This window comes from Paenibacillus sp. LX16, from assembly GCF_036252815.1.
In the GTDB taxonomy this organism is placed as follows: domain Bacteria; phylum Bacillota; class Bacilli; order Paenibacillales; family Paenibacillaceae; genus Paenibacillus; species Paenibacillus polymyxa_B.
In genome coordinates this window covers 328107-351323 of the sequence record NZ_CP141152.1, presented here as the reverse complement: position 1 = coordinate 351323, position 23217 = coordinate 328107, and the positions used below count along the sequence as shown (strand labels likewise).

Sequence of the window (23217 nt, the reverse complement as noted above, 5' to 3'; positions counted from 1 at the left end):
GAGGCGTTCCCTTTGATGAATACAAGTCTGGATCAAAATATTTTGCTGCGGGCTGGCGACCTGTCTTTTACCTTCTTGAGCAGCGGTGATGTGTATAAGATCGCCCACGGCTCAACGATGATCAACCAGCTGTTGACCAATTCAGTCGACGGTTCCTTGAACAATCTGTACTTGAGATTGTACCGTCCGTCCGGTGTAAGTATCACTCCCCTGCTTGGAGTTCGCTCACCGGGAGTAATCCGACAAACGGATCAGCAGATTATTTGGGAAGGTTTCACCGCTGGTGTAGGCTATCAGGTGACCTTCACGCTAAGCCGCCTGGGAGTATGGTTCTGGGATGTAACCCTACAGGGCGATGACGTGGAAGCAGATATCGTGTACGGTCAGGATATCGGCATTGCCGATACCGCTGCTGTGCGCAGTAATGAAGCTTATTTGTCTCAATATATTGACCACACCGTCTACCATGATGAACAAAGAGGCTACACCGTTTGTTCACGTCAAAACCAGCCTCAAAGTCAGGCGTTCCCATACATTCAACAAGGCTCGTTAACCCGCACTGTTGGTTACTCGACTGACGGATTTCAGTTCTTTGGACTTTCGTACAAAGAAACGAATGAGCCGGAAGTACTCCATCGTGACTCGCTCGCCAATGAAGTGTACCAATACGAATTCGCCTATACCGCGTTGCAATCTGAGCGGGTGAAACTTGCCGGGGAAGCTCGCTTTACTTTTTACGGTCTGTTCCAGCCCAATCATCCAGCCGCAGTGACAAAGCTGGAGTATCAGGAGCTGGTGACAAAGGCACGCGACGAAGTAGCTGCCGTTCTAGCGGACACTTCCGAGACCAGCATACCGGCACACGCGACAAGTGATCTTCAGGCAGGGCGTGTGGCTCCAGCTCAAACCATCGGTGAGCCGCTGCGCACGCTGGACTTAACCGATGCCGAAGTGAATCAACTTTTCCCGAAACGGCAGGAAGAAGAACGGGATGGCGATGAACTACTTTCCTTTTTCACGGACAGCTATGAGCATGTTGTACTTAAATCCAAAGAGCTTCGTGTAGAGCGTCCCCATGGGCACATTTTAATGGGCGGGCATTACTCAGGAGGTAAGGAAGAAACCATTACAACCACCTCCTATATGTACGGGGTGTTCAATTCCCAGCTCGTAATCGGCAATACAAATTTCAACAAAATGATTACCAACGCGCGTAATGCGCTCAATATTCCCAAGACATCCGGTCAACGTATCTATGTCGGAATCCAAGGGAAATACCGCCTGCTCACGATGCCTTCCCTGTTCGAGATTGGCTTTAATTATGTGCGCTGGTACTACAAAACGGCTGACGATACATTCATTATTACAAACCATACGAATGCCGATAGCCCAGAAGTACGGCTTCATATGCGTGCGGCAAGCGGCAAAACCTATCCGTTCCTCATCACTCAGCAAATGTCTATGCATGTGAACGAATATGAGCTTCCATTTCATATGGAACGTGAAGGTGACGCCCTGCTCTTCCGGGCAGACTCCGCTTCCCTGAGCGCCGAAGCCTACCCAGACCTGCTGTACCGAATGCACATAGAGGGCGCTCCATTACAGCATGTGAGCGACGCTCACGTACTGCTACAGGGGAATGCTTCCCCTGATGCGTCTCTGGTTGTGCTGGAGCTGGGTGACAGCAGCGAATGGACCTGCACCGTGCAGGGTTGGCTGAATGGGCCTTCAGCCGGGCAAGAATCAACGCACAAAGAGCGTCACGCTTCCTTTGAAGATGAGCGCGAGCGCTATCGGGAATATTTTGCCGAGCTTATGAACGGTTTCCATCTGTCGCTGGGTCAACACGAAACGAGCGAGCTGTTCCGTGTGAACGCAGTGGCTTGGTGGTACACTCACAATATGCTCGTTCACTACTCTGTGCCTCACGGTCTGGAGCAATACGGCGGTGCAGCCTGGGGAACACGCGATGTGTGTCAGGGGCCTGTGGAATATTTCTCAGCTATGCAGAAGTTCGATGAGGTTCGCTCCATTTTGCTGACTGTTTTCAGCCATCAGTACGAGGACAGCGGAAACTGGCCGCAATGGTTTATGTTTGACAACTATACTCACGTGCAGCAAGAAGAAAGCCATGGGGATATTATCGTCTGGCCGCTCAAGGTACTGGGCGATTATTTGACCGCTACCCGTGATTACAGTATTCTGGGAGAAAATGTGCCTTACACCCATCGGCATACTTTCGATTATACCAAGCAGACCGCGACTCTCATGGAACATGCCCTGAAGGAAATCGAATATATTCGGGAGAATTTCCTGCATGATACGTATTTGTCGGCCTATGGCGACGGCGATTGGGATGATACCCTCCAACCAGCCAATGCTCAGCTGAAACAATACATGGCGAGCAGCTGGACGGTTGCACTCACCTACCAAGTTATTAGTAACTTTGCTGCTGCTTTGGAGCAGGCCCCTGCGGGTGTAGTAAGCGAAGCCGACAAGATCGCACAAGATCTACATCAGATGGCCAATGGCATCCGTAAAGACTTTAACCGCTACATGCTGGAGAGCGGAATTATTCCGGGCTTCGTGTATATGGAAGAGCCCGGCCAACCTAAGCTGATGCTCCATCCGTCTGACACCGAGACGGGAATCCATTATCGATTGCTGCCGATGACACGCAGCATGATCAGCCAGCTGCTCACGCCTGAGCAAGCATTGGCTCATGAGCAACTCATCCGGGAGCAGTTCCTCTGCCCGGATGGGGTGCGTCTGATGAACCGCCCTGCACAGTATGATGGCGGTGTGAGCTCGCACTTCAAGCGTGCAGAGCAAGCGGCCAACTTTGGACGTGAGGTCGGGCTGCAATATGTGCATGCCCATATCCGCTTTGCGGAAGCGATGGCCAAGTTGGGACGCAAGGATGACGCTTGGCACAGCCTGAAGCTCATCAATCCGGTCGGCATCCGTGCGTCCGTACCGAATGCCGAATGGCGCCAAAGCAACGCCTATTTCAGTAGCTCGGACGGTAAATTTAACACCCGCTATGAAGCACAGGAACGGTTTGGCGAACTGCGTGAAGGAGCTGTACCTGTCAAAGGCGGTTGGAGAATCTATTCCAGCGGTCCAGGAATCTATATGAATCAGCTTATATCGAATGTCCTTGGTGTTCGTCAGTCGGGCGAAGATCTGATCCTGGACCCTGTGCTGCCGGATCATCTCGACGGATTGGAATTTGAATTTTCCTTTGCAGGAAAACCAATTACCTTCGTCTACCGCATGCTGCAAGAGCATACTGGCGGTGAGCAAGGCCGTACAGCATTGAACGGAACACCACTGGAAAGCGTGCCAGCCGATGATAATCGCTACCGCTCCGGTGCCTTGCGCATCAAACGCGAGATTTTCGAGCAAGCCTTAGCAGAACATGACGGTGTACACCGTCTGGAAATTATTTTATAAAGCGTTTTTAATGCTAAATCTGGTATAGGCAACAAAGGGATGGCGATCTTGCGGGATCGCCCTTTGCTGCTTATGTGTAGGACTACGACATTTGGAATAGATATGTGGTTAATAATGAATATACAATAGCAATTATAAGACGGACGACAAGGAGGTGACGATGTGGTCAGCATTAAAGATATCGCCAAACAGGCGGGCGTTTCCATATCTACCGTTTCATATGCCTTGAATGGTAGCGATAAGGTAACAGAAGAAACTTGTGCACGTATTCTAGCCATTGCCAAAGAGCTTAACTATGTGCCCAATGCCGCCGCACGTAATCTCAAGAAAAGGCAGACCAAAATTATTGGCGTTTTCCTGACTGATTTTCGTGGAGACGTTTATGGAGATTTACTGTATGGCATCAAGGAAATTTTAAATCGCAAGGGCTATGATCTCATCGTATGCAGCGGTAAGCAGTCTCACCGAATGCTGCCGGAACGCATGATCGACGGCGCCATTGTGCTGGATCAGACGTTTGATAGTCAGGAGCTACTGAACTACGCCGAGCGAGGACATAAAATTGTCGTGTTGGACCGTGAACTGAATCATCCTAACATTAACCAGGTGCTGCTGGATAACAAGGCGGGCGCCGCTCTCGCAATCGAACATTTATTGGAATTGGGACACCGTAAGCTTTATGTGGTTACCGGACCAGAAGGTTCTTACGATTCATGGCAACGGATGCAGGCGGTCAAGCAGACCATTGAGCGTAGCGGCGTGGCTGAAATGATCGAAATTGACGGCGATTTTGAGAAATCGGGCGGTGAACAGGCGGCTGAGATCATTTTGCAGCAACAAGTTAGCCCGGGTTCGGAACCTGTAGCCGTATTTTGTCTCAATGATGAAATGGCCGTGGGCTTTTACAATCGAATGGCTCAGTCAGAGCTGACGATTGGCAAGGATATTCATATCGTCGGCTTTGATAATATCGAGCTGGCGCAATATATTCAGCCCCGTCTGACAACGATTGACTATTCCAAGCGTAAATGGGGCGCTGTGGCTGCCGAACAAGTTCTCAAAATCATTGCTGGGGAAGACGTGGAGCATGAACGTTTATACGTTACGCTTGTCCAAAGAGAATCGGCAGGCGCAGCATTCATCACCCAAGATCAACAGAATCTGTGATGAACGACGCAGAAGTAACCTGCTCGCCAGCCTCCTTCAAAAAAAGAACTTCCACAGGCCCAAAACACGGGGTGGAAGTTCTTTTGGTTATACTTATTTAACCTAACAAATCCTCAATTGAATTCGACAACGACCGTAAGGGATTACCAATCGTTTGCCCCGTCTCCAGCTCCACCTGTAACGCAGCATCAACCATAGACAACTGTGCTACAGCCAGCCCTCTGCTTGGATCAGCCTCCCTTAGCTCATACAGCGAACGAACCAGCAATTCCTTATACTCGTCTTCACGGCCCTGCATAATCAGTTCAAAAGCGTCCTCCACCACCTTAACCTCTATCCAAGAAGAGATATCTGGTTTGCCTAACAGAGCAGCCGTATGGTAAAGACGCTTCATCGTTCCCTCTACAGTAGCCGGATTCGTGAATACCAAGGTCCGTGGCAGCAAATCATCGCATATATCATGAAAAAAGGGCTCATCCAGCGCAATTACTGGTGTAGACAGGGTCAATTGAGCCTTTTCTGCCAAAACGATATAATTCGTGCACGTTATCAAAATAACGTCTATGTCGCTTTGAGCAATCCATCTTAGTTGCTCTTCTACCTTGTGGCTGGCATCGTCCGCAGAAAAATGCGGGTCTGACGAGATCCGGCGCATAAGCCCAGGGTCCACAAAATGTATCAGCTCCACCTCATAAGAAGCAAAAGCTCGTTCCACATAGGCTATGTTCGAGTGATGTGCATGCAGGCAGCCCACACGTTGCTTCAAGCCTTCCATCGTTCAACCCCCTGTTATATGTTTGCATCATTTTAACAGGAACAGGACGGTTGGGAAAGCAAGCCAACTATGCCATACCACAAACGCACTTCTTAAAACTTGCCGTTTGTATTTTTCCACTCTGTTTTAGCTGGAACCTCCTGAACTACGTCCCAATGTTCCGCTACCTTGCCGTTCTCTACCCGGAACAGATCATAGACAGCGGCTGAAGTTCCCTTAGACGATGTCAATTCACTCACAACCAGCACGAAGTTGCCTTCTCCAATAACCATGTGAACCTGACCATATCCAAAAGAAGCTCCTTGGCTTCCCGCTGCGGAAAATGCTTGCTTTAAATTGGATACACCGTCACCAAAAAGAGGATTATGCTGAATGTACTGATCACCATTATAATAACTTTCCAATGCAGCACGATTTTTGCCAACCAAGACATCATCCACAAACTTGCGGATCAGCGCTTTGTTGGTCTCGGTTTGGTTGAGATCCGTGATTTGAGTTGTTCCATCAATCATGGTGTGTCCGCTTGAATTGGCCGGAGCCGAGTCCTGCATGTTGTCCCAATGCTCAACAATTTTACCATTGCTATCGAAGCGGAAAATATCGAAAACAATGCTCGTTTTCCCTGCAATGGACTTTTTATAATGAACCGCTACATAATTGCCATCCTGAATTACACGTTGGATTTCAACCTGCACATTGGCTCCCTTCGACTGGCTAATCCCTTGCAGCAACGCATCTCTTCCGCTAGCAAAGCTCAGATTGTGCTGAATGTACTGATCCTTGCTGATCCAAGTCTCGGCCGCTTTCGTGTCTCCGGTTTCAAAGCTTTTCACGATTTCAATGACCTTATCCTTATTACTCACCCCGATTTGCACCGTTTGGCTGGTTGGGTCCCAAATCACTTGTTTGCCCCACGCTTCTTTGACGACATCAACCGGCACATAAGTTACCCCTTGCTTGGTCAAGATGGTCGAAGTGGATAGCGGCACCTTAATCCCGTTGATTATTGCTTCCGGACTGCCTGACACCAGCACAACTGTCGCCTGATCATATCGAATGGTTGTGCTTTGACGCGCCGTATTGAACGTAATATGCTTGGCATCCATCGGAATCCCCAAACTGGAAGCCAATTGTCTCAAGGGAATTAAGACCTGCTTATTTCTTACGATAGGTGCAACTTTGTAAGCCTCCTTCTTGCCATCTACCCAAACCTGAATACCTGTAGCAGGTTTTACCTCGGCTGCTAAAGCCGGTACAGCAGAAGACAGAACAAGCAAACCAGCGAGTGCAGCAGTAACCGTATGTTTTCTCATGAATGTGAACCCCTCTCAACCTATAAAATAGAATGTGGAAAACAATTTCCTTTTATGTAACTTATATAGTTACACCTAATCGCAAGAAGCAACTTTTCCACGCCTATCTAACTTTAAACCCCATTTAAATCTTTTGAAACCTCAATAACCCTCCTTTCAAAAATTTATAATTGTACTGCTACAATGCAAGCCACAAGCCTTAGAATAAAGGATATGGGGAGCAATAACAATGTGTGATAACTTGCTAATGCCGAAACGCAAAAAAAGCGGCTCCTATTGCCAAGCGAATGAACGCTTTTTGAATAGTAAGCCGCTGTTAACCCCTTTGCTATTGTTATACGGATAACGTTCTCCGAAACTTGATAAAGCTCCCGATTCGCCAGATTGAAATATACACCAGCGCCATCGTAATTGCCAGCATGCTAATTGCGGTTGTACCCAAACTACTGAGGTACTGGGTCAAAACAACGCGAATCAAGATAATAGCGATAATAATATATTTAAAATATTGGTTCGGCTTGGGATAAATAAGACCGTCAGTCCGTCTTTCATACGCCGTATGCAGCAAAATAACATAGCCAAACAGAGCCCCTAATAGCCCGGCAACCAGCAGTTCCCAAAAGGCGGGGGGCGCGTACGTTTGACCCGGAATATGCATTAATTGGTACACAGACATCATCATAAGCGGGAACGCGATAAACAAGGGGAGCAGAATCCGGATTCCGTTTCCTTTTACCGGCCCCCCTCGTCTTTTGGTTCTCAACCAGATCATCAGCCCCACCAAAATAGCCAACAATGCATATATAAATATCGTCGTCATGGTGAAACTCCTTCCTCATAGATCATATAGATACGCTAGCCTAAATCGACAGTTTTTTCTCCAACAGATAAGCGCTCAAGCGGATTAATACATATGCAGCAACCCAACTGATCAACACCGCAATCGGGAAATGCCAGGTAAACGGAAACCATTGTCCTGTTTGAGCATGATCAAACTGCTCATAAAGCCCCTGATCGCCCGACCAATAAAAGACACTCCCGCCACCCATCAAAAGAATCCACAGTATCGGGTTAAGCGGCCGCAAGGTGCTGTATTTGGTACTGGCCGTCAATAGACCCAGCGCAATAACCAACGGCGTGAAGGCGATAATCATCACAAACCAGTTCAATCCGGCTACAATAAAAGACGCTGCATCCGCAAACGTATAAGGCTGTATGGTTGATGAGATGAACAACGCGTACAGAGAACCCACCACAAACAGAAGCAATATTACAACAATGGTTTGTAAAATAGCCGCAATCCATTTGGCGCTCATCAGCCACATGCGCGGATAGGGAAGGGTCAGCCACCATCCGTAGGTATCATTTTCCCATTCTCTTCTCAAACTTCCCACACCCATGAAAATGATCATGTACGGCAAGCCCAGGGTGACATACCACAGCCTTGTCAATTCGAGCTGGTTGTGAAGTGCGAAGTACAAGGAAATAGCGAACGCCGCAATTAGAAATAATGAGAAATATACGAGTCTCCACGATCTCGGTAGTCGATTGCGGCCCTGCTTTCTCCAGCTTCCTTTATTTCGAAATTCATGGCGTATCAAATCTTTGAACAGCCCTGATGAATTCACGCCTTCCACCCCTTTTTGTACAAATTGCGGAACACCTGATTCAGCGAGCCATGCTCTGCACGCAAATCATCCGAATCACCAGACCATATGATCCGTCCGCGGTCCATCATGACCGTGTAGTCAAACAAGCCTTCCACTTCCTGAATATCATGCGTGCTAATGAGTATCGACTGCTGCCGACCCTCCAAATAATCAATAATCCCGGCCACAATCGCCTCTCTGGAGAGGACATCAATACCCGCAAACGGTTCATCCAGGATCATGAGTGGAACCTCACGTGCCAGACATAAAATCAGTAGCACACGTGCCTCCTGTCCGCGACTCAGCCCAGTCATTTTAAGTTCCAGCTCGACGTCCATATGATCAGCAAGTTTATACGCGTCTTTTATATTGAAGCCAGGCAAAAAAGACTTCCCCCATTCCAGCGTCTGCTGAACTGTATGATTGGGGTACCAGCGTGCCCGGTCAGGAAGATAGGATATGCCACGATTGGTTTCCCAACCTGGCTTTTGCCCCAACACATAAAGCTCGCCTCCGTCCGGCCGAATCAATCCGGTGATCGCCCGAAACAAGCTGGACTTCCCACAGCCATTGGGTCCAAGCACCCCTACAATGCGTCCCGCCGGAATGACGACATCCAATTGATCCAGTGCTTTTTTACTGCCGTATTGCTTCACCAAATGATTCGCAACCACAACAGACTCCGTCATGCCTTATCGCCTCCTTCCTTGGCATTTCCGTCCTGTTTGCTTCGTATATACTGCTGTACATCTTCCCACGATAACCCCAGGCTACTCATCTGTCCGAGAAACTGATCTATATACGTTATAGCCAATTGTTCCCGAAAGCTGGCAATCCGTTCACTGGACGAAGTAACATAAGTGCCTAACCCGCGTCGCTTCTCAGTCAATCCGTCCCGCTCCAACTCCTGATACGCCCGCATCACGGTATTCGGATTCATGCGTAATTCCTGCGCCAGATCACGAACAGATGGCATTTTGCTTCCCATTTCGATCTCCCCTTTAGCAATGGAGCTTCGTACTTGATTTAATATTTGTTCATATAATGGCTGGCTAAAGTCAATTAAAAATCGGAACGAGCCAACCCGTTGTTCTTCCATGGGTGTTTCCCCCTAATCGGCTGAATCTTTCGTGCCTGTAGTGTATTATATCACTTAATACATGTAATACAAGTTTATTTTAGCTGAAATTTTAGTCATGCCACCCAAATTTCATTCAGTAAATGCTCAGCTTGCGCTCAGATAACATTCAAGTTGATCCCTTATGATGTATCACGTACCAAACAAACCATACCGAAAGGTGGAAAATGAAGATGAAGAGCACCAAAAAGGCAATTTTGGCTGGAACGATGGCCTTGGCATTTTTAGGAGGCGGGGCACTGTACTCCACAAGCGCAGCCCATGCTGCTTCAACTACACCTGAGAAGGCTCCCATCGCAGACAAAGCACAGGCACCTAAGGGTAACCCCGGCGATGCTAATGGCCCTAAAATCGCAGGAGGAAACTATGCTGAGAACAAAGCTCTCCTGAAATTATTGAAATTGTCCTCCAGTCAGTTGGATACACAGTTGAAAGCAGGTAAATCCCTTGCTACGATCGCCAAAGCACAAGGCGTGAGCGTAAATTCCGTTATTGATGTAATGGTTTCAGATATGAAAGCAAAACTGGCTACGGAAAAACAAAACGGCAAGATTACGGCAACTGAATATAACCAACGTGTCTCTAATCTAAAGAAAATGATGGCAGATATGGTGAATGGCGTAAAACCATCCAAACCACCAGTAGATGGCGATAAAGCGGATGCAGGTAAAGCTCCTGCTCAAGGAGATGCCCAGGCTCCTGCTAAAACCAATGCAGCTAAAGCCTCTGCTAAGCAGAAATAGCTACAACTCCTGTTTTCCAAAGAGCTGTAGCTTGTATAATAAATCTCCATTCGGCTTCCCTGTACGGATAGAGAAATCAATAGGCCTGTCCCCTGCTGCGATACAACAGAAGGAGACAGGCTTATTTGTCATGTAAACAAGATAATATGTGGTAGACTAACATGATCCAGAGGTCACTTTTCACTCTAATTCATAATAAGGAGAATGTAATGAAAATAAATAAACAGGAATTTGATATGCAAGGAATGCGTTATACGATCAGATCTGCCATGATTCAAGATGCGAAGATTTTGTCTGAAATCCGTTTGCTGATTGATGGAGAGACTGAAAATTTAGACAGAGAGAAGGGAGAAGCGTTTATAAGTACAACCGGTTTTGAACAGCTCATTAAATCAGATACAGAGAATAACAGAAACCTATTTTTAGTTGCAGTAGTTCATGATAAAATCGTCGGCTTTTCAAGATGTGAGGGCCATGTTCTGAGCAGATTCTCTCATAAAGTTGAATTTGGCGTATGCGTACTAAAGAATTTTTGGGGTTATGGGATCGGGACGAATCTTTTAAAAAAATCTATTTCCTGGGCTGACTCCAATGGCATCAAGAAAATGACTCTACAAGTTTTGGAAACGAATGATAAAGCCATTGAACTCTATAAAAAACATGGATTTGAGATCGAAGGGTTATTAAAAAACGATAAGGTTCTTTCAGATGGCAAATACTACAACACCATCCTCATGGGGAGATTTCATAAATAAAAAAAGACCCTGTTCAACAGGATCTTTCATCTTCGTATCAATCACTTACCCTAGTAGCGATAATCATCATAAGGATTGCGATTGCGATACTGATCACGCGGCTGCTGGGCTGCGGTAATCATCAAAAATATGCCTGAAAGCAAATGCATCAACCAGCCCACAATCGGAATCCATCCAATAACCGAGGTCACGATCCCTAAAATAGATCCATAATAAGACTCTCTATTCGTCACCGATAGCACCAACGTAACAATGTGGAAAATCAGCATAAAGAACAATATAGTATACGCGGAATTTACGATGAGTAGCCCGCCCAAAACGGGAATAGCTAAAAATAGCTCCAATCCGCCTGTAATCCATTTTAATGTTTTTGATGGTGTCATTGTTCCACTCTCCCGATGCTGTTTCATTCCATAATTATATCCTATCCCTATACAGGATGACATACATTTTTTACCATACTATATACTTATATCGTGACAGTCTCATCTCTTTCTCGAATGAGCTAAGCTCTGGCTACATATATGTGAGAGAGAACGAAATTCCGTTGATTCTAAAGGGGTGAACACGATGGGATATTATATTGAGGTGGAACGCGGCGTGAAGCTGTATGTCGAGGATATTGGAGAAGGCATCCCTGTTCTGATGGTGCACGGCTGGCCGCTGGATCACCGAATGTACGAATACCAGTCCGCCTTGTTGCCTGCTTACGGGTATCGCTGTATTCAGGTTGATCTTAGGGGGTTCGGCAAGTCTGATCGACCATGGCATGGATACAATTATGATCGATTGGCGGACGATCTGCTGGCTGTTATGCAGGCGCTACAGTTAAATCAGGTACGGCTGATCGGTTTTTCCATGGGGGGAGCTGTAGTCACACGCTACATGAGCAGGCACCGGGGATTTGGCGTCAATCAGTTGATCTTGATCGGAGCAGCTACGCCCCGATTCACCCCAACCAGCGACTTCCCTTACGGTACTCCTGTCACAGAGGTAGATAAACTCATCAAACAAGCCTATACAGATCGTCCACAACTGGTAACTTCTTTTGGCGAAATGTTGTTTGCTAATCCCGTCAGCCAGAGCTTACGCGACTGGTTACGTGACCAGGGCTTTGCGGCAACAGTTCATAGCATGGCTTGTACTTTGTACTCACTACGTGACTCTGATTTGCGCCCTGATTTGCCATATATACACGTGCCCACCTGGATTCTACACGGCAAGCTGGATCGGGTCTGTCCTTTCCCCCTGGCTGTCCAAACTCAAAAAGGAATTGCCGGATCAAGACTTATTCCTTTCGAACGAAGCGGCCACGGTGTGTTTTACGAAGCGCTACCCGAATTTAACTCTATCTTACTGAGCATACTAGCCCCATCCTCCACACCATAATTGAAAGCCTGTTCATTCTTATGTATAATTTATATTTATAAAAAACAAAAAGACGCCTCAGCGCCGTTAATGGCTATGGGGCATCTTTCACTACAAACATTTATCCGCTTAGGATTGTTTGGTATGATTGAAGCTCGTATTATTTAAAACAGCCAGCTTTTTCTCGCCCTTCACCATGGCAGAACCGCAAATGGGGCATGTCGGCTCGACAGAAAAAGCGAAGTTATCCCGCATCCAGCCGTTACATGTATCGCTGGCGCAATTCCAGACAGTTGTAATTTCCTCAGGAATCTCATCCATTGGCTTTTTCCGTGAATTGTACATAAACATCCCTCTTTCTTCATGATTTATAAAGCGATAAGATGTAATCAGTTCAAAAACGGTCTTGTGAACAGATAAAAACAAATGCCCCAAACGCTATGTTCGGGGCATCTGAAGTAGGCTGTAATTTTAAATTACAGTTTTACAACGTTCTCAGCTTGTGGTCCACGGTTTCCTTCAACTACGTTGAATTCTACGCGTTGGCCTTCGTCCAAAGATTTGAAACCTTCGCCTTGGATTGCGGAGAAATGTACGAATACGTCGCTTCCACCTTCAACCTCGATGAAACCGAAACCTTTTTCTGCGTTAAACCATTTAACTGTACCTGTTTGCATGGAATTACCTCCAAAATGTATTTATATGACCTTTATTTTTTACAAATAAAAATTCACATATTGCACAAGGTTATTTCAACCTAAAACAATAGCCCTCTACAATATGCGAATCTCAGGTCACAATTTCAATATACTCATATTACCATAAGTGTATTGAAAACGCAAGCACTGGAGAATTTAATTTGTGCAGAGTGCTTATGTTCTCTATTGCTGCTTCAAAGCTGTGTTCATTCGGCGGGAGTGAGTCATTAACGCCTACTTAAAACATTATATCCGCAATTGCTTTTTATTATACCAGCAATCAAGAAATAAATATACAAAACATTGTGCAGGAGACGAACTTCTTACTAAAAGCTCATCTCCTGCGTTTATTTGCTCATTTTGAACTACAATTCTGCCAGTGCTTTAATTTCCTCTGCTGTCAGCGCTTTGTTATACATTTGAACTTCATCCAGGCTGCCATTGAAGTAAGCATCGGCGGCAAAGCGGCTTTTGCCGAGATAAGCCTCGCTCGTCAGCAACTCATTGGGATTAAAGGTAATTCTGTCATTAACAGCTACTTCCTCACCATTAACATACAACTTTCCTGTATCCCCCTCCAGTGTAACCGCTACATGCGTCCACTGGTTAAGAGGTAATGATGATTTGGAAAGCAAGCTCTGATCCGTCCCCTCATGGATTGTAAACTGGAGTGCACCGTTTCCTTGGGAAGGGGTAAGAAACATATGCCGGGCTTGGCCGTTGCCGAAGTCAAAAATCCGTTGCCAAGCTGCACCGCCCTTCCAGTTCACCCAAGCGGAAAAGGTAAAATCCTTCGCATCTGTTACTGTATTTGGTAGTTGCACGTAACCATCCTTACCGTTTAGGACAAGCGCACCACCAAGCTTCCCGTCTTTATCCCATGCAGCACCACCATAGGTCTTACCATCGAATTGATTGTATGTGCTGTCGACAACCGAAGTTCCTTGATCCTCACTCCACGAATAGTGTGCGAGCTGAGGACCTTGGGCCTGCCCTGGGACAATGGCTGTAAAGCTTTTCTTAGCGGTGGCTTTGTCCTTTTTGATGGTCGCTGTCAATGTAACTGTTACAGGCTGAGAACCGGCTTCTGGACGGTATACTTCACCTGTCACAGAAATATTCTCCGGGTGGGTGGATTCCCATGAAATAGTGGTATCTTGTGCTGCTTGAGTAGGTAGCGTCAGATTATAAAGAACATTGCTCGTATCGCCCAGGCTCAGATCCTTCTGCACAGCAGCTACAATTTTGCTGGCCTTCAGGTCAGGCTTTAGCGAACCCCATACCGCAACACCCTTGGAGGACAACGCGGTAAAAGCAAGCGTCTTTGCACCTGTGTCTGGATCACGGTGCCGCAGGAATACACCTTTGTACTTCGTGCCCTCTGCTGTAATTTCCAGCTGATTGTTCGCCCCCAACTTCCATGTACCGTTCACTCCACCAGACAGCTTGCCGCCGCTACCCAGACCGACGTTAACGGCCTGCTTAATATTTGCCGAAATTTCCTTCCCATGATTTACATACGAATATTGACCGAGGACATCCTTTTCTGACAGCTTTTTCAGTGAATCCTCATCTCCTGAATAACGATAAGGAGCAACTACAGGCCAACCGTCAGCGTTCATGAACATTTCATGTACCCGCACTTCAAACTGTTCGCCTCTCCCCGGGAAACGGGAATGGAAAATGACAAAATGCTTTTTCGTCTTGGGATCATAATAAGCCGAGTTGTGTCCGGGCGACACATAGCCTGCACCCAATCCTGTACCTGGATCACCAATTTCTCTTGGAAACAGGTAATTACCTATCAGTTTGACACCGTATGGTTCAATGGAAGCGTCATCAAAAAGTGGTTTGTCAGGATTCGCCTTGACCTTGATCATATCATTGCCTTCAGCATCGTAGAAAGGACCATCCGGTGTTTTGGACCGAGCCACCCGCAAGTTGTATCCGCCATCCGCTGACAATCCACCAAAGGACAGGAACAAGTAATAGTAGTCCGTTTGCGGACTGTATTGTATGTACGGCCCTTCCATACGAGCATGGTTACCGCCTGTCAGCTTTTTCCCGTAGCCTTGACCAGGGAGCGGCTTCCCTGTCTTTTCATCCATCTGCATAATGAAGATGCCTCCTGAGTAGGAGCCATATACCATCCACAGCTTGCCGTTCTTATCGTAAAAGGTGTCCGGGTCCACGGCGTTCGGATGCTTGGTTGCGTCATAGATCGTCCCATCCTCACTCGGTTGGTCCCACATGCCGGATTTTAGAAAAATTCCTTTATTCTTATAAGGCCCTTCAATTTTATCAGCAACGGCTAGACCCATTGCTGAACGCGGTGAGTCACCCTTGCAAGCGTTATAGTACATATAGAACTTGCCATCTGCCAGTTGAATGACATCAGCTGCCCACAGCGTGTCCGTCTGTGCCCAATCCAGTGCTTCCTTTAATTTTTCTTTGACGTTGGGAATCAATGCATTACCATTCGCCACTCCTGTAGCAATCGTATCCCAATTCATGAGGTCTTTGGACTTGGCAGCCGCCAGATGTGAGCCAAAAATGTAAAAGGTGTCTTTCACTTTCAGGATGGATGGATCATGTACGGAAGTCTCCTTGAAAGAGACAGCCTTTTTACTTTGAATTGAAAAGTTTTCTAGGTCTTGAGCTTGAAGGGAAGTTTGCACCACATTTTGAATTCCATCTGTATCTGAATTGAGTGTTTGCTCGGCGCCTACCAAAGAAGCAGGCAACAACAGCGCACCTGCGAGTGAAGCTGCCGTTACTTTACGAACAAATGATTGCTTCATAAATCAATCTCCTCTCGTTTTGAACATACCTGATAACATAAAACAATATTGAGAAAGCAGTCAGGATTATGTTTGTATTAACTTCTTCACCCTCGAATTTAAAGTTGTTTATCCCTCCCATTCATAACTAAAGCGCTTTCAATTTATTTGAAAAACAAAATCACCTTCTGTTAAGAAGGCCGATTCAAACCTGGCGGTTAACCGTACCTCTATATTATTCAATAGATATGGAAAATTCAATATGCAATTTTATGTTTTTATAAATTATTTATTTAATTATTAACATTAATAAAAGTATTGCGTAAATTTCTAGTTTAAAGTTATAATTTTACAAGTTAAATTTTATATGTTTCCTGCCGATATACCTAAAAGAACAATTTTACGTGTATAGAAACATTTAAATTTTATGAGGAGGTGAAAATATATGCAATGGTATTTAAATGCTTTAAAGAACTATGTAGGGTTTCAAGGCAGAGCAAGACGTACAGAGTATTGGATGTTTGTACTATTTAGTGCAATCGCTAGCTTTGTAGTCAGCCTGATTGATAGTCTTGTAGGCTTATCACCGGTATTGACTTTGATTTATTCTCTTGCTGTCCTGTTGCCATCCTTGGCCGTTATGGCCCGTAGACTGCATGACACAGGTAGAAGCGGATGGTGGATTCTAATCAGTCTGATTCCCCTGGTAGGGTCAATTATTTTGATTGTATTCTTCTGCCAAGACAGTCAGCCTAGCGACAATAAGTATGGAAAAAACCCTAAATTGTAATGGTTGTAGATGTCTAAAACCTCTTTCACTTTTGTGAAGGAGGTTTTTTTCATATCCACATCTCCCCTATCGAAATTCCAGCAATAAGTTTATCTGGAGACCCCTGCGTCCATACTGGAATAAAAAGTATCCTCAAGGAGAGGGAGAACATTTATGCGTTTTCGGAAAAGAACCCCCCCGAACAAAGTTAAAAAACCGCCAGTCCAGCACAGCGAAAGTAAGCCTGAGCATTCAGGAGAGCAGCTCAGTGCGAGTATCGGAAGCAATCTTCAGCAAATCAGACAAGCACTCGGTAACAGCACCGACATCATCATAAGAGAAATTCGTATCGGCAAGGATGGTGACCAGCTCATTGCAATCCTCTATACGGACGGTTTGGCGGACAAAAATATAGTCTCCGACTTCATTATGGAATCGATGATGCTGGATAGTAGCTTGTCCAGAGACGTAGAGTGCAGGCTCCAGAACTCCTCCAGTGTCATGCAAATATTAAAAGATTACGCTCTAACCATCGGGGGCATCCGGGAGATTATCGATTTTGAAACCTTATATAACGCGCTGTTGTCCGGGGATGCTGTGATTTTGATTGACGGTGAAACACAGGGAATAGTAGCCAGCGCACGTGGATGGAAGGATCGCGGGGTCACGGAGCCTGCCTCGGAAAATGTCGTCCGTGGGCCGCAGGAAGGATTTTCTGAGACACTGCGCACAAACACGGCCTTAATTCGGCGTAAGATTAAAGATCCGAATTTGTGGCTGGAGACCCAACAAATCGGTCGTGTGACCCAGACCGATGTCGCTGTCATGTATATCAAGGGGATTGCGAACCCTAAATTGGTTGAGGAAGTGCATGAGCGATTGAACCGCATTGATGTGGACGGTATTCTCGAAAGTGGGTATATCGAGGAGTTAATCCAAGACGAAACTTTTACCCCTTTTCCGACAGTATACAACTCTGAACGCCCAGACGTGATCGCCGCGGAGCTGTTGGAAGGAAAAATCGCGATCCTGGTGGATGGAACCCCGTTTGTGCTTGTCGTGCCTGCGCTGTTTGTTTCCTTCCTGCATGCGGCAGAGGATTATTATCAGCGTGCAGACATTAGCAGCTTTATCCGGGTTCTACGTTACACCGGAGTTTTTATCTCCCTGCTCGGTCCGTCCTTATATGTTGCTATCACTACATTTCATCAGGAAATGCTGCCGACCTCACTGCTGATCGGTCTAGCGGCACAGCGGGAGGCTGTTCCCTTCCCTGCCTTTATTGAAGCACTCATGATGGAACTGACTTTTGAAATATTGCGGGAAGCTGGCGTTCGCATGCCCAAGTACATCGGGGCAGCCGTCTCTATCGTGGGCACACTCGTCATCGGGCAAGCTGCCGTCGAAGCGGGCATCATATCGGCTGCGATGGTTATTGTCGTATCGATTACCGCGATTTCCAGCTTTGTGCTTCCTGCCTATAATATGTCCATCGCTTTTCGTATGCTGCGGTTCCCCTTGATGGGACTTGCCGCTTCCTTTGGGCTGTTCGGAATTATCGTTGGAGGCATTGCCCTGATCCTGCATATGTGCAGCCTTCGTTCGTTTGGCGTTCCCTATATGACTCCTTTTGCACCTCTAATACCGACGGACACCAAAGATACCATATTTCGACTTCCTCACTGGATGATGATTTCACGTCCCCGGTTAGTCGATCAAAAGAATGTCAAACGTCGAAACAGCGCTCCACCTCGCAAATCAAGGGAATAAAAGAAAAGAGAAACAGTCGGAAAGGAGTGGATAATCATGAAGCGGAAGAAAGCGATTCTGTTCCTGATTCTTGCACTCGTTTTACTTCTGACGGGCTGTTGGAATCGCAGAGAGTTGAATGAGCTTGCCATCGTCGTTGGGATGGGGATTGATAAACAAGGAGATCAATTCCGGGTCTCTCTCCAAGTGGTGGACCCTGGAAAAGCATCGGCCAAAAAAGGATCAGGCGGCGGCGCTCCAGCCACCTTGTATACAGAGGAAGCGGATACCATATTTGAAGCGATCCGAAAAATAACAACGATTAGCCCCCGGAGAATGTATTTTTCTCATCTGCGTATATGTGTAATCGGTGAGTCGATGGCCACCGAAGGAATGGCGAAAGCTTTAGATTTACTCTCCAGATATCATCAGTTCCGAACCGATTTTTATATTGTAGTGTCCAAGGGCACTAGTGCGGAGGATACATTAAAAATTATGACACCTTTAGATCCGATTCCCGCAAATGACCTTTTCTCCTCTCTGGAAACATCACAGAAAAACTGGTCGCCCACTACGACAGTAACTTTGGATGAATTGGTATCAGCACTCACCAGTGAAGGAATGCAGCCTGTCTTGACAGGACTCCGGATCGTTGGCAATAAAGAAATGGGAGAAACCAGCGGCAATGTGCAAGAGATCGCCCCATCCGCCCGATTACAGTATTCCGGACTTGCTGTATTTAGAAAAGACCGATTAATCGGTTGGTTAAATGAAACTGAAAGTAGGGGCTACAACTTCATCCTCGGCAAAGTGCAGAGCTCTGTCGGCTTTGTGGCTTGCCCCGAAGGCGGCAAAGTCGTCTCGGAAATCATTCGAACCCAAACCTCTATAAAAGGGAGCGTTTATAGGGGGGAGCCCCAGATTAATATAAAAATGCAGGTTGAGGCCAACGTGGGGGAAGTTGAATGTACTGGCCTTGATTTGACCCAGGTGGGGACGATTTATGACCTTGAAAACAAAGAGGAAGAAAAGATAGAAGAGATTATGAACTTGGCTGTCAGAAAAGCTCAAAAATCATACAAAGCTGATATTTTCGGATTCGGTGAAGCCATTCACCGTGCTGACCCGAGAACCTGGAAATCCATTAAAAAAAATTGGGATTATGAATACTTTGCAGAATTACCTGTACATATCAAGGTGGATTTCAAGATTCGGCGCTTGGGTACGATTGGCAGCTCATTTTTGAATGATATTAAGGAGTAAAATCCCTTACCCTACAAAAGAAGGTGTTTTCCAAGATGCTGTCTCATATGGTGAACGTTTTGGGTATATTACTGATCGCTGCTGCAATCAGCTTGGTCGAGGTCCCCTACATGTGGAAAAAGGGATTAAAAAAAGAACTTTGGTTATTTTCCATCCTTCTCTTTGTTGCGGTCGGAATCAGCTGCGCCAAGGCATTACATTGGCTTATTCCCACTCCCCTGGATTGGATAACAGCCGTATATAGGCCATTTAGCGATTTCCTGACCCATATCGGTCTAATCAGATAAGACGAGGTGAACATTGGTGCCCGGACAGATTAAAATTTCAGCACGCCAAATTATGATATTAACAACTTTATTTACGATCGGGAGTGCAATCCTCATCGTCCCTTCAGGCATGGCATCGGTAGCCAAACAAGATGCGTGGATTGCCGCGCTCGTTGGAGTCGGGGTAGGGCTCCTTATCTTGTATATGTACAGCAAGATTGCATCTCTGTATCCAGAGATGACCCTGATTGGGATTATGGAAACCCTGCTCGGAAAATGGTTAGGCAAAGCCGTCGGTCTTTTGTTTTTCATCACACTATTCATCAATGCCCCTGCACCCGTTTTATTTTATATAGGGAATTTTATGACTACTCAAATGATACCGGAGACACCGATTTTAGCGGTAAATATTCTCTTTGCGCTTATTGTAGTATTGGCTGCTCGACTGGGTCTCGAAGTGCTGGTCCGTTCGGCTGAACTGCTGTTTCCGTTATTTACTCTGCTTTATATTTCTTTTGTAGGTTTAGTGGTGTCCGATATTAAGCTGGAAAATGTTCAACCTGTATTGGAGGCGGGAGTTGGACCTATTTGGCCTGCTGCCCTGTCCTTTTGTAGCACTGTGTTTATGCCTCATATTATTTTGCTCATGATCTTCCCGGCTTCTATAAATCGTTCCGATCAAACCCGTAAAGCTTTTTTCATAGGCAGCGTGATTGGCGGATTGATGTTGGTCGTGGTGGTTGCATTGGCAATATTGGTATTAGGTCCTGAATTAACGGCAAGAAATATATATCCTAGCTATGCGTTAGCCAAAAAAATTAGCATCGGCAATTTTCTACAGCGCATCGAAGCAATCATGGCTACTATGTGGTTTATTTCGCTCTTTTTTAGAATTACGCTGTATATGCACACCACGGTGACAGCAATAGCCCAAATCTTCCGTTTGAAAGAAGACCGACAATTGGTGCTTCCTCTCGGGATGATTTTAGTCATCCTGTCCATCATCGTGTATCCCAATGTCCCTTACCAACACACCTATGATACAAAGACGTGGGTTCCTTATGCACTATCCATCGGGTTGTTGTTCCCCTTACTGTTGCTCTGTATTCATGGGATACGAACAATGTGGTCAAAGAAAAGGGCAGAATCCAAAGGGTAAATCACATCCATTATTCGCATCCGTGAATTTTTTTTGGCTTTACCTGTTTATATCCTGCTCTTTTAGTTTATTTTAAACGAGTATTAAGCTGGCGCTAAGATTGGGTGTGTATGATGTATATTAGAATCTGGTAACTACATAAGCCGGATCGGCTAAAGGCATAAACATTACTCCCGTTGGATATCCATATAAGGCTCCACTCTGTCAGAAATTGAATGAAACACAAAGGAGATTTTACACTTATGAATCGAAAACGAATGTTGGTCATCTGTACACTGTTGCTAGCGTTGTCTATTGGGCAGTCTTCTACTTGGGGAAGTCGGGCTAATGCTGCTACACTGGCTCCAGAGAGAGCCCCTCAGGTACAGGATAATGAAGCTTCCAAGGATGATGAACTGTTGAAAACATTGGGCGCATCCTCGGATGAGCAATTATATGAGGCGTTGTATAACGGTCAAACCTTGGCTGATATTGCACACACCAATAATCAGGACGTCCAGGCTGTTGTTGATTTACAGGTAGCTCAGTTAACGGAGCAGTTGGATCAACGACTGGCCAATAAGAGCATTACGCCTGAGCAATACCAAGCCCATAAGGCAGAATTGACACAGGTCGTTGCTAAAAGTGTGTTCGGGCTGTAAGCAGTGACACGACAGAATGTGAAAAAGGCGCTAAACCCATGGGGGGCCAGCGCCTTTTGCCTTGTCTATATTTTGTTTTAAATTACACTTGATATACTCGGATCAAGTTAGTGGTGCCCGCCTCAGCTACAGGAACACCTGCTGACAGGACTACAGTATCGCCTTTATGGATATATCCTGCATTCAGGGCGTTACGGATGGAGGATTCGAACATTTCATCCGTTGTTGCTACTTTATCCCCCTTGATCGGGAATACGCCGGATAACAGGCAGATTTTAGCGAATACCGTATTATTCGGAGTAACCGCAATAATAGGTGCCTTCGGACGATATTTGGATACCATACGTGCCGTGAATCCGCTGGCAGTCGACGTAATAATCGCTTTCGCATCCAGCTCCAGGGACGAACTCACTGCTCCCTGACTAATCACTTCCGTAATGTTGGTGCTTTGACGTGCTCTGCGCTTATCGAACTGCTCCTGATAATCGAATTGCGATTCTGCTCTGGCAGCTACAGCGGCCATGGTCCGTACAGACTCGACAGGGTATTTACCCGCAGCTGATTCGCCCGACAGCATAACAACATCGGCTCCTTGCATAACGGCATTAAACACGTCACTAACTTCGGCTCTCGTCGGACGCGGGTTCACCTGCATGGATTCCAGCATGTGGGTAGCTACGATAACGGGCTTGCCGACCAGATTACACTTGTCGATCATTTCTTTTTGCATTACAGGCACATCTTGAATCGGCACTTCGACACCCAGATCGCCACGGGCTACCATAATGCCATCGGAAGCTTCGATAATATCATCCAGGTTTTCCATGCCTTCAGCATTTTCAATTTTGGAATAAATTTGTACATGCTCAGCATGATGTCCCTTCAAAATCTCACGAATTTCACGGATATCGTCGCCTTTACGCACAAAAGAAGCCGCAATAAGCTCAACACGCTGCTCCACCCCAAATTGGATGTGCTTCACATCTCGCTCCGTCACGCCTGGAAGGGTCGTATGAATCCCTGGCAGGTTTACACCTTTTCTCGGCTTCAAGATACCGCCGCTTACAATATTACAAATCATTTCCGTACCTTCGATGGAGGTTACAGTCAGATCAACCAAACCGTCGTCAATAAGAATGCGGTCGCCTGGTTTGATGTCCTTCGGCATATCCGGGTAATTCACTGAAATACGATGCTCGTCCCCTAAAATCTCTTCTGTGGTCAGAATGAGCTGGCTACCTGGTTTCAGCAAACAAGATGCCTCTCTCAGCTTGCCAATCCGTATTTCCGGTCCTTTAATATCCATCATGACAGGTATAAAGGTATTCATTTCCTTCGCAGCCTGACGCACATTTTCAATACGTTTAACGTGATCTTCCAGCTCCCCGTGAGCCATATTCAAGCGGGCTACAGTCATACCAGCCTGGATCATTTCTTTTAACAAATGAATGGAGTCACAGGCAGGTCCCATAGTACAAATAATTTTCGTTTTAAGCATAGTAATGTCATCCTCCTGAATGTCTTTACT

21 protein-coding genes are annotated in these 23217 nt (G+C 46.1%); 10 read left to right on the top strand and 11 right to left on the bottom strand.

The genetic code is table 11. The annotated features are described in order from the left end of the window. Positions 1 to 15 precede the first annotated feature (15 nt). Both T3H97_RS01530 and T3H97_RS01525 read left to right on the top strand, forming a co-directional pair. Positions 16 to 3456, top strand: a complete 3441-nt coding sequence (locus T3H97_RS01530; protein ID WP_328801491.1) for a GH36-type glycosyl hydrolase domain-containing protein — start codon at positions 16 to 18, stop codon at positions 3454 to 3456. A gap of 162 nt (positions 3457 to 3618) precedes the next feature. Continuing rightward, complete coding sequence (locus T3H97_RS01525; RefSeq protein ID WP_103048462.1) at positions 3619 to 4623, top strand: LacI family DNA-binding transcriptional regulator; 1005 nt, start codon at positions 3619 to 3621, stop codon at positions 4621 to 4623. 97 nt (positions 4624 to 4720) lie between these two features. Here the strand turns inward: T3H97_RS01525 and T3H97_RS01520 are convergent, their stop codons facing one another. From T3H97_RS01520 to T3H97_RS01495, 6 genes are all read right to left on the bottom strand, one after another. Continuing rightward, positions 4721 to 5398 carry a hypothetical protein gene (locus tag T3H97_RS01520; RefSeq protein ID WP_328801490.1) on the bottom strand — a complete coding sequence of 226 codons (678 nt, stop codon included), beginning with the start codon at positions 5396 to 5398 and terminating at the stop codon, positions 4721 to 4723. Positions 5399 to 5490: 92 nt separating this feature from the next. Further along, the gene (locus tag T3H97_RS01515; RefSeq protein ID WP_328801489.1) at positions 5491 to 6711 is read right to left on the bottom strand and encodes a stalk domain-containing protein; all 1221 of its coding nucleotides are present in this window, start codon (positions 6709 to 6711) and stop codon (positions 5491 to 5493) included. Positions 6712 to 7045: 334 nt separating this feature from the next. Then, positions 7046 to 7531 carry a CcdC protein domain-containing protein gene (locus T3H97_RS01510; protein ID WP_328801488.1) on the bottom strand — a complete coding sequence of 162 codons (486 nt, stop codon included), beginning with the start codon at positions 7529 to 7531 and terminating at the stop codon, positions 7046 to 7048. Positions 7532 to 7571: 40 nt separating this feature from the next. Continuing rightward, on the bottom strand, positions 7572 to 8339 hold the full coding sequence (locus T3H97_RS01505; protein ID WP_328801487.1) for an ABC transporter permease subunit: 768 nt from the start codon (positions 8337 to 8339) through the stop codon (positions 7572 to 7574). After that, the gene (locus T3H97_RS01500) at positions 8336 to 9049 is read right to left on the bottom strand and encodes an ABC transporter ATP-binding protein (RefSeq protein WP_328801486.1); all 714 of its coding nucleotides are present in this window, start codon (positions 9047 to 9049) and stop codon (positions 8336 to 8338) included. The genes T3H97_RS01505 and T3H97_RS01500 overlap by 4 nt, the downstream gene beginning before the upstream one ends. Then, positions 9046 to 9459, bottom strand: a complete 414-nt coding sequence (locus tag T3H97_RS01495; protein WP_328801485.1) for a GntR family transcriptional regulator — start codon at positions 9457 to 9459, stop codon at positions 9046 to 9048. Before T3H97_RS01495 ends, T3H97_RS01500 begins: the two co-directional genes overlap by 4 nt. A gap of 212 nt (positions 9460 to 9671) precedes the next feature. Here T3H97_RS01495 and T3H97_RS01490 point away from each other — a divergent pair, with 212 nt between their 5' ends. Both T3H97_RS01490 and T3H97_RS01485 read left to right on the top strand, forming a co-directional pair. After that, complete coding sequence (locus T3H97_RS01490; RefSeq protein ID WP_328801484.1) at positions 9672 to 10241, top strand: hypothetical protein; 570 nt, start codon at positions 9672 to 9674, stop codon at positions 10239 to 10241. A gap of 209 nt (positions 10242 to 10450) precedes the next feature. Further along, on the top strand, positions 10451 to 10996 hold the full coding sequence (locus tag T3H97_RS01485) for a GNAT family N-acetyltransferase (RefSeq protein WP_328801483.1): 546 nt from the start codon (positions 10451 to 10453) through the stop codon (positions 10994 to 10996). 50 nt (positions 10997 to 11046) lie between these two features. On the opposite strand, the gene T3H97_RS01480 is transcribed toward T3H97_RS01485, so the two are convergent. Then, on the bottom strand, positions 11047 to 11379 hold the full coding sequence (locus T3H97_RS01480) for a hypothetical protein (protein ID WP_061830729.1): 333 nt from the start codon (positions 11377 to 11379) through the stop codon (positions 11047 to 11049). 187 nt (positions 11380 to 11566) lie between these two features. Between T3H97_RS01480 and T3H97_RS01475 the strand changes: the two genes are divergently transcribed. Further along, the gene (locus T3H97_RS01475) at positions 11567 to 12385 is read left to right on the top strand and encodes an alpha/beta fold hydrolase (protein ID WP_328801482.1); all 819 of its coding nucleotides are present in this window, start codon (positions 11567 to 11569) and stop codon (positions 12383 to 12385) included. Between the two features lie 108 nt (positions 12386 to 12493). Here the strand turns inward: T3H97_RS01475 and T3H97_RS01470 are convergent, their stop codons facing one another. The 3 genes from T3H97_RS01470 to T3H97_RS01460 form a co-directional block, all read right to left on the bottom strand. Continuing rightward, the gene (locus T3H97_RS01470) at positions 12494 to 12709 is read right to left on the bottom strand and encodes a cold-shock protein (protein ID WP_013308357.1); all 216 of its coding nucleotides are present in this window, start codon (positions 12707 to 12709) and stop codon (positions 12494 to 12496) included. A gap of 131 nt (positions 12710 to 12840) precedes the next feature. Continuing rightward, positions 12841 to 13041, bottom strand: a complete 201-nt coding sequence (locus T3H97_RS01465; protein ID WP_007428290.1) for a cold-shock protein — start codon at positions 13039 to 13041, stop codon at positions 12841 to 12843. Between the two features lie 386 nt (positions 13042 to 13427). Beyond that, complete coding sequence (locus T3H97_RS01460) at positions 13428 to 15863, bottom strand: arabinan endo-1,5-alpha-L-arabinosidase AbnB (RefSeq protein ID WP_328801481.1); 2436 nt, start codon at positions 15861 to 15863, stop codon at positions 13428 to 13430. Positions 15864 to 16287: 424 nt separating this feature from the next. Here T3H97_RS01460 and T3H97_RS01455 point away from each other — a divergent pair, with 424 nt between their 5' ends. The 5 genes from T3H97_RS01455 to T3H97_RS01430 all read left to right on the top strand — a co-directional run bounded on the left by T3H97_RS01455 (position 16288) and on the right by T3H97_RS01430 (position 21689). After that, positions 16288 to 16632, top strand: a complete 345-nt coding sequence (locus T3H97_RS01455) for a DUF805 domain-containing protein (protein ID WP_103048451.1) — start codon at positions 16288 to 16290, stop codon at positions 16630 to 16632. A gap of 153 nt (positions 16633 to 16785) precedes the next feature. Beyond that, a complete protein-coding gene (locus tag T3H97_RS01450) occupies positions 16786 to 18381 on the top strand; it encodes a spore germination protein (protein WP_328801480.1) in 1596 nt (531 codons plus the stop codon). Between the two features lie 36 nt (positions 18382 to 18417). Further along, positions 18418 to 19623, top strand: a complete 1206-nt coding sequence (locus tag T3H97_RS01445) for a Ger(x)C family spore germination protein (RefSeq protein ID WP_328801479.1) — start codon at positions 18418 to 18420, stop codon at positions 19621 to 19623. Positions 19624 to 19926: 303 nt separating this feature from the next. Then, positions 19927 to 21048 (top strand): GerAB/ArcD/ProY family transporter, encoded by a 1122-nt coding sequence (locus T3H97_RS01435; protein ID WP_272639676.1) that lies wholly within the window; start codon positions 19927 to 19929, stop codon positions 21046 to 21048. 242 nt (positions 21049 to 21290) lie between these two features. Continuing rightward, complete coding sequence (locus T3H97_RS01430; RefSeq protein WP_103048447.1) at positions 21291 to 21689, top strand: hypothetical protein; 399 nt, start codon at positions 21291 to 21293, stop codon at positions 21687 to 21689. Between the two features lie 82 nt (positions 21690 to 21771). Here T3H97_RS01430 and pyk read toward each other — a convergent pair whose 3' ends face one another. After that, the gene (gene pyk / locus T3H97_RS01425) at positions 21772 to 23187 is read right to left on the bottom strand and encodes a pyruvate kinase (protein ID WP_013308352.1); all 1416 of its coding nucleotides are present in this window, start codon (positions 23185 to 23187) and stop codon (positions 21772 to 21774) included. Positions 23188 to 23217: the final 30 nt, after the last annotated feature.